Source organism: Chitinasiproducens palmae (genome assembly GCF_900095735.1).
GTDB classification, from domain to species: Bacteria; Pseudomonadota; Gammaproteobacteria; order Burkholderiales; family Burkholderiaceae; genus Chitinasiproducens; species Chitinasiproducens palmae.
The window spans coordinates 116,272-130,889 of sequence record NZ_FNLO01000002.1; the positions used below are offsets into that span (position 1 = coordinate 116,272).

Sequence of the window (14,618 nt, forward strand, 5' to 3'; positions counted from 1 at the left end):
TCCGGCACGAGCACGCCGACGGCAAATCACCGCGCCCATTTTTACGCCATATTGATACGCCGCGCATTACGCTGGGTGCTTATCGACAGTGCGGGGAAAGACCTTGAACATGACTGCGGCGCGACCCGATCCACCTTGGCGCGGCCACCCGCCCCAGCTGCCCGCGCGCGAGGGGGCAAGCGATGCGGCCCTGCGCGGTCCGCGATGCGTGGCGCAGCGGATCGACATCGACGTGTGTCTGGATGGCGCCACGCTAGACATCGCGCGGTCGCGCCTCGCGGCCCTGCTGCACTCGCCGCTCGGTGTGTATGTCGCGCAAACGGCCCTGCGAGCCCGGCGGCTCTGTGTCCGGATCGAAGTTGCGTCGCGCGACATCGACTTCGCGATCCACACGCTGGTAGCGACGCTGCCGGCGGCAACCATCGGCGCGGTGAGCAGCCATGATGCACGCGATTGACCTGCCAGCCGGCATCTGGTTGCCGCTCGTCACACCGTTCGTGGCCGGCAATGTCGACGTATGCGCGCTGCAGGGTCTGGCCGAGCGGGCAATCCGCGGTGGCGTGACCGGTCTCGTGGCGTTGAGCACGACCGGCGAGGCACCGCTGTTGAACGCGGTCGAGCGTGCCACGGTGCTACAGGCGATCTGCGATGTCGCGGCCGGCCGGGTGCCGGTGCTGGCAGGCGTTGCCGGCTTCGAAACGCGCGCGTTCGTGCGAGAGATCGAACGGTGCGCACACTGGGGCGTCGCGGGCTTTCTGGTGCCACCGCCCGCGTACGTGTGCCCCGATGCGGACGGCCTGCGCTGGCATTTCGGCGAAATCGCACGCGCGACCGACCGACAGATCGTCTTGTACGACGTGCCGCACCGCACCGGTGTACGCATCGCACCGGGAGTTGCCGAATCGCTGGCGGTCTATCCGAACGTCAGCGCGATCAAGGCGTGCGAGCCAAACGGCTATGCATCGCTCGGACAGGGGCCGCTTGCACTGTTCTGTGGCACGGACGAAGCGTTCGTCGACTGCCTGGTCGCAGGTGGACGTGGCGGCGTCCTGGCCAGCGCGAACATCTGTCTCGATTTTCTGCTGGCGGTGCAGGTGGCGTTCAATGCGGGCAACCGGGCCCTTGCCATCGACCTCTTCGACAGCTTGCGACCGCTGCTCACACTATTGTTCGCAGCACCCAATCCCGCCGCCATCAAGGCATGGCTGGCGCTCGACGGCTTGATCCGGCCGGAGACGCGCGCGCCGATCATGGGCGTGGCGCCGGCGTTGCGCGACGCACTGGCGGCCGCGCGCGACGCGCTGCGCACGTTGCGAAGCGACCCCGGCCGCAGCATCGCCAGCGTCCGCGCTGCAAGCGCCTGTCCAGACAGCGCGGACAGCGCATAGGGCGGGGCGCCGCCGCGGCCTGCGGGCTTAGCGCTGTCCTTCGACCAAGCGGCCCGGCACCGCGAAGACCAGGCCCAGGCCGACCACTGCCGCCGCGGCCAGCGCGTACATTCCCGAAGCGGTGCTGCCCGTCGCATCGGTCACCACGCCGACCAGAAATGGCGCGACGAAGCCCGACAGGTTGCCGATCGAGGTGATCAGCGCGAAGCCGGTGGCGGCCGTGGCCCCTTTCAGGAAAGCGGTCGGCAGGTTCCAGAACAACGGCACCGTGGACACGATGCCGGCCATTGCCAGCGTGAGGGCGATGAACGAGCCGGTCGGGTGCGCGCGCAGCGCGACGCTGGCGACAAGACTTGCCGCGCCGGCGAGAGCCGCCGCCGCCAGGTGCTTGCGTCGCTCACCAGTGCGGTCCGAATGCCAGGCCAGCGTCAACATCGCGATCACCGCCGCGGCATAGGGAATGGCGGTCATCGCGCCGATGTCGCGCAGATTGGCATAGCCGAGCGCCTTGATCAAGGTCGGCAGCCAGAAGCTCACGCCGTACAACGCCGCGACGAAGCAGAAGTAGATCAAGCACAGCAGCCAGACCCGCGCGTCGGACAGGCCGGCTGCGAAGCTGCCGGAATGCTGCGAGACGGTGCCGATTTCCGCTTGCAACGCGGTTTTCTCTTCCTGCGTCAGCCACGCGGCGTCGTCGATGCGGTTCGGCACCAGCCGCCAAAAGGCGAGCCCGCACAAAACCGCCGGAAGCCCCTCGCAGAAGAACATCCATTGCCACCCCCGCAGCGGCAGGACGGACGGGACGGCAGTCATCAGCCAGGCTGACAGAGGGCTACCAATCACCCCGGAAATCGGCAAGGCCGTCATGAAGATGGCGATGATGCGTCCCCGCGTGCGCGCCGGAAACCACTGGCACACGTAAAGCATGATGCCGGGGGCGAAACCTGCCTCGGCGACGCCGAGCAGGAAACGCACTAGATAGAAGGAGCCCGGCCCGGTGACGAACATCGTGGCCGCCGACAGCAGTCCCCAGGTGACGAGGATTCGGGTTATCCAGACGCGCGCGCCGATCCGGTGCAACAGCATGTTGCTCGGCACCTCGAACAAACAATAGCCAATGAAGAAGATGCCGGCACCAAGACCAAATGCGGTGTTCGACAACTGGATGTCGGGCGCCATCTGCAACTTGGCAAAGGCGACATTGACCTTGTCGAGTTGGTTGACGACCAGGCTGACGAGGATGATCGGTATCAGCCGCCAGAAGGTTTTCGAATCGATCGAACGGTCGGCGGTGACCGCCATGCGGGGCTGCAGCGCATCGGACATGAGTGTCTCCCAACACAAGCGGATTGGCGATAATTGTTATCGTTTGATAATATAAACCGTGCCGCCGCCGCTTGGGAGCCTGGCGCCGTTGGGACATTCCCTAGCACGCGATTGTCGATTTCTCTATTGGAGGGGTGATGGATTACACCGCTTGCCATGTAGTTGTGACCGGTGCGGCCAGTGGCATCGGCCTAGCCACCGCCCACGCCGCCGCCGAACGCGGCGCGCAGGTCATCGCGCTGGATCGCGACGCCTCTGCATTGCAACGAATGCAGGCGAAGTTCTCCGAGCGTGCCTGGCCGTTGACGACGCTGCCGGTCGACCTCGCGGACGAAGCGGCGATACGAGACGTGGTCGCACGGCTCGCCACCCTCTCTCCAAAAATCGATCTGCTGGTCAACAGCGCGGGCATCGTTTCGCGCGGCCTGTTCGAGGACACCGCGCTTGCCGATTGGCAACGCGTGCTGTCGGTGAACCTCACCGGCAGCTTCCTGTGCCTTCAGCAGATGGTGCCGCTACTGCGCGCCGGTACCGGGCGGGCCGTGGTGAATGTCGCGTCATTGGCGGCGAAACGCGTCTCCCATACGGGTGGCGCGTCGTACACCGCCGCGAAGGCCGGCGTCCTGGGCCTGACACGGCACGCGGCTTTCGAACTGGCTGCCCACGGCATTCGCGTCAACGCCGTGTGCCCAGGGCCGGTACTCACCGCAATGACACTGAACGCCACCACGCAGGCCGCCCGGCAACAAGTGGCGGAGATGGTGCCGCTGGGCGAGTGGTCGACGCCGGAAGACGTCGCCCACGCGATCCTGTTCCTCGGCAGTCCACTGGCCCGCATGATCACGGGCACCACGCTCGATATCGACGGTGGCCTGTCGTTGGTCACGGGCACGTCCTACGCCGCCTATCGTGCCGCCCGGGAAAAGTGAGACGGCAGGCGGCTTAGTGCACGCCTGCCTACTGGACGAATTCGGGTTTCCCTGAATGCCGGCCGCGGCCGGTGAGCGCGGTCAGCTTCCGCGCGGTGTTCGACCAGTGCCGACGCGCTGCGTAGAGCAGCGCTCGTCTGGGAATCGCACATGGCGTCCGCAGGCAGTGCAACGATCGGCAGGCAGGGCGTACCTGCGGTGCCTGTGTCGGAAGCGGCGCTGCAAGGTGCCCGCAGCCTCGGCTTGTCGCTTGGGCTAGCGATGTGCGCCAGTGGGGTCCGTTACCTGCTTCAAATTGCGCATGCAGGTTGCGCATGCAGCTTGCTCAATCAGGCCCGGGTCTCGAACAGACGTTCGGACAGTCGGTCGACGTCGTTGGCGGTGAAGTTCGTCGTCTCCATCAGGCGTTCGAGCAGGCCTGTCAAGGCCACTTGCTCGACAGCGGAGAACTCGCGTAGGGCAAACTCCTGCACAGCCACGACGATACGCATGCCCGTGTCGTGCACCTTCTCGCCGTTCGGCGTCAGTGTGTAACGCATGGCCCGGCCATCGTCCGGGTCGGGCGCGCCGATCACCAGATCCAACTCGCGCAAGCGCTGCAGCGAACGGCCGGTCTGTACCGGCGTCAACAACATGTCGCGCGCGATCGCGGTCGACATGCTACCCGGCGTTTCAGAGAGTTTGACAAGCACGCGCCAGTCCAGCGCGCGTATGTTGAGGTGTCGCTCGAACAACGCTTCTGCCATGTCGAGGATGGACTCGGCGACGCTGCGGATCTGATATGCGGGAAGGTCTTGGAAACGCATGGCGGTGATGGTGCGGCGAAGAACGCATTATGACCGTGACGCGACCGCCTGCGCGGCGCTAGGGATAGCCCCGACTGGCCGCGACTTCGACACCGATATATTATCAAAAGATAATAGATGCCGGCGCGTGTCCGGTCCTGGTCAGGTGGCCGGGGTCGCTGCAATCGCTATCACATTGGCAGGAGCCAAGACCTTGGATATCGCACACGATGTGACGCAGGATAATCAACCGACCTTGACGACCGAAGGCCGCCGCCAATCCGGATCCGACGCCGGCGAGGCTGTCGCCTCGACAACGCAGACGGGCGCGGCGGCGCTGCGCGATCCGCGCGTGTATGTTTTCGATGTTGCGGAGCGGCCTTGGCAGGGCGTCGGCAAGAGCGGACTCGCGCAGAAGATCGTGCGCCGCGACGACCGGACCGGGCATTCGTTCGGCTTCATGTCGTTCGACACTTTGACCCGTACCGGCGTGCACCAGCACCTCGGCACTGCTTTCAGCTATTTCCTTGCTGGCTCGTTGACCGATTACCAGGGTACGACGTCTGCCGGGCAACTCGGGATCAACTTCGCGGGCTCGACGCATGACGCGATCGCCTACCAGCCGACGCTCACGGTCGGACGGATGGAGGGGCCGGTTGCCTATGGCGCCGACGTGACCCATTCACTGCACGCGGGAAATCGGCACGGCAATTTCGAGAATGCGTTTCCGGACCATCTACCGGATCTCAGCGTCTCGCTGGACGCAGTACAGGTGTCGCCCACGCGGGTTGCAGGGCTTGCGCGCCGCCTGGTCTATGACTACGCGCACGCCCGCACGGAACGACGCATGACGCAGATGCTGCTGCTGCCGGGCACGGTCGTGCCGTGCCATCGGCTCGGCGCGCTGGTCGACATGTACGTGCTGGCAGGCGATCTGCAGATCGCGGCGCACGGCACCCGGCATTCCGCCAAGACGAGCGATTTCGTGGTGATGGAGCCGGACGCGCAGGTGACGTTCGAGACGCGTTATGGTGCGAGCCTGCTGGTGTGGGCTGACGGGCCGTCGACCTGGGAGGATGGCCCAGCCGCCCCCGAACTGTACGGCTTCACGGCCGCGCATGGCGATCCTTTGCGGTTCGGGAATCGCGCACCCACTTCATTCGACCAGGCCGACGTGCCGCGCGGCTGAGCGGCCGGTACCCCGCGCGGCGTGGGGGTCAGTAACTGGCGCGCAGTGTCAGCAGTACGTTGCGCGGATCGCCGGTGATGCCGAAGTAGCTTGACGGCACGCGCGCATAGTAACGGCGGTCGAAGATGTTGTTGACCGACAGCGTGGCGTCGAGATAGCGATTGAAACGATAGCCAAGCTGCGCGTCGAACAGCGCATAGCCGCCCTGGACGGCTTCCGGCGTCCGGTAGGTGGAGCTCATGACGCGCACGCCTCCTCCGATGCGCACGCCTTCCAGTGCGCCCTGCGCGAGCCGATAACTGGTCCACAGTTTGAACAGGTGACGTGGTTCCTCGCCGTCCAAGGTCTGGCCGAGAGAGTAGGGATCGCTTTCGTAGCGTGTGTTGAGCAGCGTATAGCCCGCATAGACGCTCCAGTTCGGCGTCAGGTTGCCGCTGAGCTCCGCTTCCCAACCCTGGCTGCGCGCCTCGCCGGCTGCGACCGAGCCCGTCGCGTGCGCGGGATCGGCGACCGCGCGGCCGGTATCGTTGATTCGGAACGCGGCCACGGTCGCGTTCAGTCGGCCATCGAGGAAGCGGCCCTTGACACCCACTTCGTACTGCTCACCGCTGCGCGGGCGCAACGCGTTGCCGTCGTACGTCGTCTGGGTCTGCGGCGCGAAGATCTTCGTGTAGCTGCCGTACACGGAGACATCCGGCATGATGCGGTACACCAGTCCGGCATACGGGATGAACTTGTGGTTGACGCGGGCGTTGACCGACCAGTCTTCGACGGTCGGGAACAGCGACTGGCTCTGCTGGTTCATGAATGCTTCGCGCCCGCCCAGCACCAACGTCAGGCGGTCCAGCAACTGCACGCGCGCCTGTCCGTACACGCCGAATTGTTCGAGGCGCTGCTTGGTGTGGCTGTCAAAGGGCAGATTGGCCTGCGGAACGGTATCCGGTGCGAAAGCGTCGAAGTAGCCCAGATCCTGATATGCGCTGAGCGAATCGGTCCAGACGGATTGGTAGTCTGCGCCGAACAGCAACGTATGCCGGCGGCCAAACAGTTCGACGGTTCCCGTCGTGTGCACGTCGACGCCGAACCAGTCGGTCGTCATCCGTTGCGCCTGGCCGGAGTAATCGACGAGATTGGTGTCGGGGTCGACACCGCCTCCCGCGTAGGCATACGTGCCGGTGTTGAGCAGGTGGCGATAGAACACCGTAGCCTGTGCGGTCCAGCCGTTGTCGAAGCGATGGATCAGGTTGGCATTCGCTTCCTGCATCGAGGTCCGGCCATAGTTCCAGCTCGGGCTGTAGTTCTGCGACACGTCGCCTGCAAGGAACCGGCCGTCGGTATAAAGCGATTGCCCGTAATCGAAGGCCGGCAGCGTGTTGACCTGATGCGCGGCCGACACGGTCAGCGTTGTGCGCGGCGAGAAATCGTAGGCCAGTGCGCCGTACAGCGCGAGTTTCTTGCTGCGCGAATGATCTACGTTGAAGTGCCGGTCCTGCGCGACGACGACGGCGCGACCGCGCAGCGCGCCGTCGGGGGTCAGCGGGCCGGTCACGTCGAGCATCTGTCGATAGTTCGACCATGAGCCGACCATCGTCTCGCTTTCGAGATGGAACGTGTCCGCCGGCGCCTTGCGGACCAGGTTAACGGTGCCGCCCGGCTCGCCCGTCCCATCGAGGAGGCCGGCGGGTCCCCGAAACACTTCGGCGCGATCGTAAAAGGCCAGGTCGAACTGTGGTTGATACTGCAGGCCGCTGGCAATCGCGATGCCGTCGAACTCGATGCCTACCGGATAGCCGCGTGCGGTGTAGTAAGCGGTGCTGTCCCCGTAAGTCACCGCCGTCACGCCGGTGGCATAGCGCAGGGCCTCTTCGACCGTCGTCATGTTCTGGTCGTTCATTCGCTCCCGAGTCACCACCGACACTGAATCGGGCACGTCGAGAAGGTCCGTAGCGGTTTTGCCGGCCACTGTTGCGGCGTTGCTTGTGTAGCTGCCGTTGCCCTCGCTGGTCGCGTCCAGCGTGCGTCTAGCCTGTGCTTTCACCTCCGGCAAGCTAGCGGGCTCGTCGATCTGCGCATTTGCGTCGACGCTCCAAACGCTCAGTACCGCTGCAGCGACCGGCAGCAGGAGAAGATAGGGGCGCCCGCTCGCCGTGACCACGGCGCGGGCGGTTTGCGCGATGTCGGCGCGGATACTGAATAAGCTCACTTGAACCCCGATCGGTTTTTGACGTTAATGACTGGCGGCGCAGCGGACGGCGCAGCGGCATGCCACGGCGATACAATGTCGGCCGCGGACAAAATGAGACGCATTCTTTTTTGAAGTGGGCGCCGTCCGTCAAGGGAGGCTGCATGCCGCACAGGATATTCGGCACACCGCTCCTGCTGTTGCCAAGTTCCGTCGAGAAACGGACTAGTTCTGTCGTTTTCTCACTATCGCCAGCATTTCGGACAGTTTGGAAGGGAAATGAAAGAGTTCCTGGTCGGACGTTACCCGAAGCCTCGCACGCCCCAATTGAGGCCGGTCATCGCGAAGGTCGTCCATCTGCAGCATGGCGACCGCCTGTTCTGGCACCAGCACGAGCAGGCGCAGATGGTTGTCGCGCTGACCGGCATCGTCCGCGTGCTGACGCCGAAGCGCACCTGGACCCTGCCGGCGTCGCGAGCGCTGTGGATTCCATCCTCGGTCGAGCACGAGATCCATGCACTTGGAGCCCTCGAACTGTGCAGCTTGTATATCGAGCCGGAAGCGTTGCCGCTGCGCTGGCGCGAGCCAGGTCCGGTCGTCGCCACGGCGCTGATTCGCGAGCTGATGCACGGCATCAGCGCCGGCGGGCCTGCTTACGATGAGGGGGGGCAGGCCGCGCTGATGGCGACGCTGATCCTGAAAATACTCGGCGACCTGACACCCTTACCGGAGAGCGGCTTGCCGCTGCCTCGCGACAGCCGCCTCCAGGCAATCTGCGCGCACTTGATGAGCGAGCCGTCGAGCGCCGCGTCGCTCGACATATGGGGACAGCGCCTTGGTGCGAGCAGCCGCACCCTGGCGCGCCGTTTCAAGTCGGAGACCGGCCTGACCTTTGGCCAGTGGCGCCAGCACCTGCGCGTCGCCGAGGCGATGAGTCGTCTCGCGCAGGGCGAGGCGGTCTCGCGTATCGCTGCCGAGCTGGGCTACCGCAGCGCCAGCGCGTTCATCGCCATGTTCCGGCAAGTGGTGGGAGACTCGCCGCGTCGCTATGGCTCCCCTGCCTGAGCGGGCGAGGGGGGCATGCCGACGTCATGATCGAGATGGCCGCGGCCGCGGCGCGTCGGCATTCGATCACGGTGACGGATGATGCGTGAGCGTGACGATCAGCAGCAGGGTGAATGCGCCGACGGCAATCGCCAACAGCAGCGCCAGCGGGTCGCTCGCGCCAGCGTGCGCCAGCAAGGCCGTGGCGACCGGCCCCGCAAGCTGCACCGCGCGCCAGCCGCGTATGCCATGTGCCCTCAGGCGACCGACCCGGTCGGCACCGACGAGCGCGCGACACAGATTGACGCTGCCGGCGAGCGTGCCTGGCATCAGCAGGCCGATCAGCGCGAGCAGCATCACGCGTCCCAGCCAGGCTTCGGTATCGGGCAAGCGAGACAGCGCCAGCGATAACGCAAGCGCGCTGCCGACGGTGACGATCGTCAACGGCAGCAACAGCGCGATTCGATGCGCCTGCCAACTCCGCAGCGCGACGCGCAGGCGTTGCTGCCGTTCGTGCGTGCGCCAGAGCGGACCGGGCCATGCAGCCTCCGCGCGCGTGGGCGGCGAGCCGCCGTGCGAGGCATTGGCTTCGTCGCCTGCGTTGCGCCGCATGGTCCGATCGAGGCCGGGGATTGTCAGCCGTGGCGTCGCGTAACGCTGCGCGGCAGGCGACGGTGCCAGAGGTGCCGCTTCCGGTGCGGACTCGAGGTCGGCGGGACCACCGGGACCACCGGGACCGCCAGGCTCGCCGGCGCCCGCACGTCCATCGAGTGCCTCCCGCCCGTCGCGCCCTTCGAGCCGCCGCACCTGGCCCATGAAACGCACGCCGTGGCGCGGCAGCGTTTTGAGCAGTGCCGGTGCGATGCCATGTTCCGCCAGGCGCAGGCGCAATGCACGGGTGAGTTGGTGGTAGCTGCTGTCGGTGACGATGACGCCCTTGTCGGTCCACACACGGGCCATGACGGCCGCCTTGCTGGCTTCGCCATCGAGGACCAGGCAAAGCAATTCGGCTTCGTTTGCCGTCAGTTCGGATCGTTGACCGACGCTTTCCAGCGTCATCAAATGGCTGTCGAAGAACAAACGGTTTTCAATCAGGTAACGTTTCATCATTGGGATCGCCTGACACAGAAAACGACGCAAGGTCGCTGCGCGATGCGTGTCATCGCGGAAGAAATGGGAGAGCTGGCGAGCTGCGGGAAGGCCGGAGCTGTGGGAAGTGCGCTGAACGCGGGGACGCTGCCCGGCGGCGCGCGCCGCGGCCCGCGCGGGCGCATCGCTGCACACTGCCGACTGCGCAGGCGAAGCGTGCTGACCGGCCTTGGCTCGAATCGCGCGCAATGCGCTGACGGGAACGCACGCCGAAGGCGGCGCCCGCTTGCGGGGGAAGGGCGCGATGTCCAGTGCGGATCGGCAGAGTCCCGCGTTGCCAGCAATGCGGCATGGGATTCGGCGACCTCGCATCGCGCACGCTCGACATCGGGTACCGATGCTGCGCATCAGGCATCTCGAAAGCGACGGCGGCTGTCGCAAAATCCGCTGCCGGCGCGAGGGTTCGCTGCCGCGGGCACACTGCACCGCATGAGCGGCTATTCTATGTGCCGTATGACGACGCGAGCCGCGCCGGTCGCAAAAAAGTAATCGTGTTTTACCTTTAGGCCAAGCGTATGCACGCCCTGCAAGACGCGGTCGAGGCGCGCGCTGCGCGCGCGCCTCGACCCCTACAGGCAGCGACAGGGCGCGCGCAGTGCCGCTCGACGTCATGATGCCGCTCAACTGAGTGAACCGACGACTTCGACCTCCGTCTCGTCGGGGACCTCCGCGTACGACAGTACATGCAGGCCCGGCGCAAACAGCCGGGCGTGCCGTGCCAGGAAGCCCCGTAACGGTGGCGCGACGAGCAGCACCGGCGGCGCGCCGCTGCTGCGCATCTTCTCGGCCACGGACAGCATGCCGGCTTGCAGCTGACTCATGACGTTCGGCGCCACGGGGAAGTCGTCGCCGGGCGTCTTGCCCGCCTGCTCGACCTGGCCGAATGCGCTCAGCAGGATGCTCTCCAGTTCCCCCGCGACGCTGCACACGCGCAGGCGTTGCAGTGAACCGGTCAGATTCACGACAATCTCCCGGCGCAGCGCGATGCGCGCTCGGGCCACGAGACCGTGGATGTCCTGCGCGTTATCCGCCCCTTCGATCAGTGCCTCGGCGACGCAGCCGACATTGCGCAGCGCAACGCCTTCCTGGAGCAGCGCACGGGCGATGCGGGCCAGTTGCGGCAGGCTCACGGCCTTTTCCAGTGCCTCGCGCAGGCGCGGCCGCGCCGGCAGCAGCCGCTCCGACAGACCGAGCGCATCGTCGACGTCGAACAGTTCGGCCGCGTGGTCGCGCACGACCCGTTCGAGGTGCGTAACGATGGCCGACGCACAGTCCACCACCTGGTAGCCGAGCGCCAACGCCTCGCCCTTGCTTTCCGGACCGATCCACTGTACCTCCATGCCGTAGGCGGGCTCGATCGTGGTGATGCCGTCTATGTCGCCATACACCGCTGCGGAACGGATCGCCATGAGCCGATCCGGATGCACGCTGCCCTCCGTCACCTCGACGTCGTGCAGGCAGATCGAATAGTGGTTGGCCTGAAGACGCAGGTCGTCGCGCAGCACGAAAAGCGGCAGCAGGAAGCCCAGCTCGTTGGTCAGACTGGCGCGCACGCCTGCCAGCCGACGCGGCAGTGCGCCGCCTTGATTTTCGTCAAGCAAACCGAGCAGGCGATGACCGAGCCGCACCGTCACCGCCGCGCCGGGCGTGATCGCGTCCCAATCGAGCGGCGCCGGCGCGGCGTCCTGCGCGATCACCTCCATCGCACGTTGCGACGCCTCCTCGACCCCGGCCGGCTCGGCCCGATCCAGGCGCCAGCCAGCGTATCCCAGCGCTGCGGCGAAGCCGCCAAACACGAGCCACGGCATGCCGGGAATCAACGCGAGCACGAGCAGCACGCCGGCCGCGCCGTAGAAGGCGCTAGGCGAGGCGAGCAACTGGGCGTGAACCTGCTTTTCGAGACCGCGGTCGTCGTCCGCCCGCGTGACGATCACGGCTGCCGCCGCCGCCAGCAGGAGCGCAGGGATCTGCGCGACCAGCCCGTCGCCGATGGTGAGGAGCGCGTACAGCCGCAGCGCCTCGTCGAACGACAGACCGTGCGAGACCATGCCGATCGCCACGCCGCCGATCAGATTGATCAGCAGGACGAGGATGCCGGCGATCGCGTCACCGCGAACGAATTTCGAGGCGCCGTCCATGGCACCGTAGAAATCGGCTTCGAGGGCGGTCTCTCGGCGACGCTGCTGAGCCTGCTCCTGATTGATGAGCCCCGCGTTGAGGTCGGCATCGATCGCCATCTGCTTGCCCGGCAACGCATCGAGCGTGAAGCGCGCCGAGACTTCGGAGATGCGCTCGGCGCCCTTGGTGACCACAACGAAGTTGATGATCATCAGGATCACGAACACGACCAGGCCAACCATGAAGTTGCCGCCGATCACCACCTTGCCGAAGGCTTCGATCACCTGACCCGCCGCGGCTGTGCCGTGGCCGCCGTTGAGCAGCACGACGCGGGTGGATGCGACGTTCAGGCTCAGCCGCAACAGCGTCGCCGCCAGGATGACGGTCGGGAAGGCGGAGAAATCCAGCGGCCGGCGCACGCTGACGCTGACCAGCACGACCACCAGCGCGAGCACGATGTTGAAGGTGAACAGAAAGTCCAGCGCGGCGGGCGGCAGCGGCAGGATCACCATCGCGACGATCGCGAGGACGAGTGCCGGCGTGCCCAGGCGGGCGGGCTTGAGTCGAGCGAGACGCTGCTTGATCGATTTCATGATTCGATGGGTTGAACTAGCGCCGCCGGCACGGGGACGGTGGCCGGCCTCACGGGCCGCCGCCGGCGTTCGCCGCGCCGGTATGCGTCGAGCTGCATGACGTAGCTGAGCACGATCGCCACTGCGCGGTACAGGCCGGCGGGTATTTGCTGATCGATCTGGCTGGTGTAGTAGACCGCTCGCGCGAGCGGCGCCAGGGGAAGCACTTCGATGTGATGGGCCTCGGCGATGCGGCGGATCGCCATGGCCATTTCGTCGACACCCTTCGCGACCACGAACGGTGCCTCCGCGCGCGCCGTGTCGTACTTCAAGGCCACCGCGTAGTGCTCAGGGTTCACGATCACGACGTCCGCCTGCGGCACGCTTCGACGCAGACCTCGCATCGCAAACTGGCGCTGCAACTGGCGAATCCGCCGGCGCACTTCCGGGCTGCCCTCGGAATCCTTGTTTTCCTGCTTCACCTCCTGCTTGGACATGCGCTGCTGGCGCATGAAGAGGAAACGTTGCATCGGCGCGTCGGCGATGCCGAAGAGCATGACGATCCCGAGCAGCGCGGCGATCACGCCGAACAGCTGCACGCCGGCAGTGCGCACTGCCGCACCGAGCGGCAACGTCAGCAGATGCAGCATCGCGGCGAAGCCCGCGCGCAACGCCAGCCAGAGGGCGAACGCCAGCGTGACCGTTTTCAGCGTGCCGAGCAGGAATGTGCCGATGTGCCGCATCGAGAGCAGCCGCTTGGCGTTCGCGAGCGGACTGAGGCGTTGCACGCGCGGCATGAGCGAGTGCGTCGATACGGTCCATCCGCCCCACAGCAGACTGCCGCCCAGTACGCAGACCGGCGTGGCCAGCAAGGGCAGCAGCATGAGCATGGTCAATCGCGCGGCGGCGGGCAGGGCCAGATCGAGCGCCGCGTCGAGCGTCGCGCCCCCTTCGCCGCCCGGCGCGGACTGCAGGGCGGCGAACGCCACCCCGAACAAGGCGGCCAACTGGCGACGCCAGCCAGGCATCGCCAACAAGATGACCTGTAGCGCGACGAGCAGGCCGACCGCGACGGCGAAATCGCGCGAACGCGGCACCTGCCCCTTTTCGCGTGCCTTGCGCAGCTTGCGCGGCGTTGCCTTTTCGCGCTTCTCAGTTGCCATCAGCGACTCCGAGCCACGCGCTCAACAGGTCGTGTGCGCGAGTCGACAGCGAGACGTAGGCGGTCGGGAACGCATCGACGGACATCGCGAAGGTCAACAGGCCCGCGGCGATCGTGACCGCGAAGCCGAGCGAGAATACGTTGATGGTCGGCGTGGCGCGGCTGAGCAGGCCTAGCCCGATCTGGATCGCGAGCGTGACCGTGACGGCGGGGAGGGCAAGGAGCATGGCACTGGCGAACACCCAGCTCAGTTGATACGCAAGATTGCGCAGTGCGAACGCGTCCACGCCGGCATTGAGCGGCCAGACGCGGAACGACGCGTACACGACATCGATCAGCACCAGGTGCGAATTGGTCGCCAGGAACATCAGTCCGCAGAGCAGGGTGAGAAAGTTCGACAGGACATTGGATTCGACGCCGTTCAGCGGGTCGTTGATCTGGCCCACGGTGAAGCCGCACTTCGAGGCAATCACGAAGCCGGCGAGACTGAACGCCGCACTGACGAACTGCAGGGCCATCCCGAACAGCAGGCCGATGAGGAGCTGGTCGACGGTGCGCACCGCGCCGGCCAGCGACACGAGCGGGACGTCCGGCGGCGTCGCGCCCGGCAGCGCCAGCCAGGTGAGCAGAAGCGCCGCGCCCATCCGCGCACGCATCGGCACCACGCCGTCGCCGAAGACCGGTGCGGCGCCCAACGCCGCACCGATCCGGCAGAAGGGCCAGAACAGACGACCGACCAGATCCAGCAGGGAGGCGAGCACGGTCTCCATTGTC

The 14,618-nt window shown here is 66.2% G+C and carries 12 protein-coding genes; 5 read left to right on the forward strand and 7 right to left on the reverse strand.

The features are described 5' to 3' along the window. Window positions 1–109: 109 nt before the first annotated feature. Both BLU54_RS03650 and BLU54_RS03655 read left to right on the forward strand, forming a co-directional pair. The gene (locus tag BLU54_RS03650; RefSeq protein WP_091904819.1) at window positions 110–457 is read left to right on the forward strand and encodes a hypothetical protein; all 348 of its coding nucleotides are present in this window, start codon (window positions 110–112) and stop codon (window positions 455–457) included. Further along, on the forward strand, window positions 441–1,388 hold the full coding sequence (locus BLU54_RS03655; protein ID WP_235837776.1) for a dihydrodipicolinate synthase family protein: 948 nt from the start codon (window positions 441–443) through the stop codon (window positions 1,386–1,388). Before BLU54_RS03650 ends, BLU54_RS03655 begins: the two co-directional genes overlap by 17 nt. Before the next feature lie 27 nt (window positions 1,389–1,415). On the opposite strand, the gene BLU54_RS03660 is transcribed toward BLU54_RS03655, so the two are convergent. Next, window positions 1,416–2,714: an MFS transporter gene (locus BLU54_RS03660; protein ID WP_091904821.1), complete on the reverse strand. Its 1,299-nt coding sequence runs from the start codon at window positions 2,712–2,714 to the stop codon at window positions 1,416–1,418. Between the two features lie 137 nt (window positions 2,715–2,851). On the opposite strand from BLU54_RS03660, the gene BLU54_RS03665 reads away from it, so the two are divergent. Continuing rightward, on the forward strand, window positions 2,852–3,643 hold the full coding sequence (locus tag BLU54_RS03665; protein WP_091904824.1) for an SDR family NAD(P)-dependent oxidoreductase: 792 nt from the start codon (window positions 2,852–2,854) through the stop codon (window positions 3,641–3,643). A 329-nt stretch (window positions 3,644–3,972) separates the two neighbouring features. Here BLU54_RS03665 and BLU54_RS03670 read toward each other — a convergent pair whose 3' ends face one another. Beyond that, window positions 3,973–4,449 (reverse strand): MarR family winged helix-turn-helix transcriptional regulator, encoded by a 477-nt coding sequence (locus BLU54_RS03670; protein ID WP_091904827.1) that lies wholly within the window; start codon window positions 4,447–4,449, stop codon window positions 3,973–3,975. Between BLU54_RS03670 and BLU54_RS03675 the strand changes: the two genes are divergently transcribed. Next, window positions 4,448–5,617, forward strand: coding sequence for a cupin domain-containing protein (locus BLU54_RS03675; protein ID WP_139169464.1), 1,170 nt, complete (start codon window positions 4,448–4,450; stop codon window positions 5,615–5,617). The two genes, BLU54_RS03670 and BLU54_RS03675, sit on opposite strands and share 2 nt — an antisense overlap. 28 nt (window positions 5,618–5,645) lie before the next feature. Here BLU54_RS03675 and BLU54_RS03680 read toward each other — a convergent pair whose 3' ends face one another. Continuing rightward, on the reverse strand, window positions 5,646–7,820 hold the full coding sequence (locus tag BLU54_RS03680) for a TonB-dependent siderophore receptor (protein ID WP_235837777.1): 2,175 nt from the start codon (window positions 7,818–7,820) through the stop codon (window positions 5,646–5,648). A gap of 258 nt (window positions 7,821–8,078) precedes the next feature. On the opposite strand from BLU54_RS03680, the gene BLU54_RS03685 reads away from it, so the two are divergent. Next, window positions 8,079–8,864, forward strand: coding sequence for an AraC family transcriptional regulator (locus tag BLU54_RS03685; protein WP_091904833.1), 786 nt, complete (start codon window positions 8,079–8,081; stop codon window positions 8,862–8,864). A gap of 66 nt (window positions 8,865–8,930) precedes the next feature. Here BLU54_RS03685 and BLU54_RS03690 read toward each other — a convergent pair whose 3' ends face one another. From BLU54_RS03690 to fliR, 4 genes are all read right to left on the reverse strand, one after another. Beyond that, entirely contained in the window at window positions 8,931–9,953 is a 1,023-nt protein-coding gene (locus BLU54_RS03690; RefSeq protein WP_091904836.1) for a winged helix-turn-helix domain-containing protein, read from the reverse strand. Window positions 9,954–10,612: 659 nt separating this feature from the next. Further along, entirely contained in the window at window positions 10,613–12,703 is a 2,091-nt protein-coding gene (locus BLU54_RS03695) for a flagellar biosynthesis protein FlhA (RefSeq protein ID WP_091904839.1), read from the reverse strand. Continuing rightward, window positions 12,700–13,845: an EscU/YscU/HrcU family type III secretion system export apparatus switch protein gene (locus tag BLU54_RS03700; protein ID WP_091904842.1), complete on the reverse strand. Its 1,146-nt coding sequence runs from the start codon at window positions 13,843–13,845 to the stop codon at window positions 12,700–12,702. Before BLU54_RS03700 ends, BLU54_RS03695 begins: the two co-directional genes overlap by 4 nt. Next, window positions 13,835–14,614 carry a flagellar biosynthetic protein FliR gene (gene fliR, locus BLU54_RS03705; RefSeq protein ID WP_091904845.1) on the reverse strand — a complete coding sequence of 260 codons (780 nt, stop codon included), beginning with the start codon at window positions 14,612–14,614 and terminating at the stop codon, window positions 13,835–13,837. The genes BLU54_RS03700 and fliR overlap by 11 nt, the downstream gene beginning before the upstream one ends. Between the last annotated feature and the right edge of the window lie 4 nt (window positions 14,615–14,618).

Bases quoted from the DNA above. Each gene is read 5' to 3' on its own strand.
- BLU54_RS03650 (WP_091904819.1), top strand. From the start codon at position 110: ATGACTGCGGCGCGACCCGATCCACCTTGGCGCGGCCACCCGCCCCAG.
- BLU54_RS03655 (WP_235837776.1), top strand. From the start codon at position 441: ATGATGCACGCGATTGACCTGCCAGCCGGCATCTGGTTGCCGCTCGTC.
- BLU54_RS03660 (WP_091904821.1), bottom strand. From the start codon at position 2,714: ATGTCCGATGCGCTGCAGCCCCGCATGGCGGTCACCGCCGACCGTTCG.
- BLU54_RS03665 (WP_091904824.1), top strand. From the start codon at position 2,852: ATGGATTACACCGCTTGCCATGTAGTTGTGACCGGTGCGGCCAGTGGC.
- BLU54_RS03675 (WP_139169464.1), top strand. From the start codon at position 4,448: ATGGCGGTGATGGTGCGGCGAAGAACGCATTATGACCGTGACGCGACC.
- BLU54_RS03670 (WP_091904827.1), bottom strand. From the start codon at position 4,449: ATGCGTTTCCAAGACCTTCCCGCATATCAGATCCGCAGCGTCGCCGAG.
- BLU54_RS03685 (WP_091904833.1), top strand. From the start codon at position 8,079: ATGAAAGAGTTCCTGGTCGGACGTTACCCGAAGCCTCGCACGCCCCAA.
- BLU54_RS03690 (WP_091904836.1), bottom strand. From the start codon at position 9,953: ATGATGAAACGTTACCTGATTGAAAACCGTTTGTTCTTCGACAGCCAT.
- BLU54_RS03695 (WP_091904839.1), bottom strand. From the start codon at position 12,703: ATGAAATCGATCAAGCAGCGTCTCGCTCGACTCAAGCCCGCCCGCCTG.
- BLU54_RS03700 (WP_091904842.1), bottom strand. From the start codon at position 13,845: ATGGCAACTGAGAAGCGCGAAAAGGCAACGCCGCGCAAGCTGCGCAAG.
- fliR (WP_091904845.1), bottom strand. From the start codon at position 14,614: ATGGAGACCGTGCTCGCCTCCCTGCTGGATCTGGTCGGTCGTCTGTTC.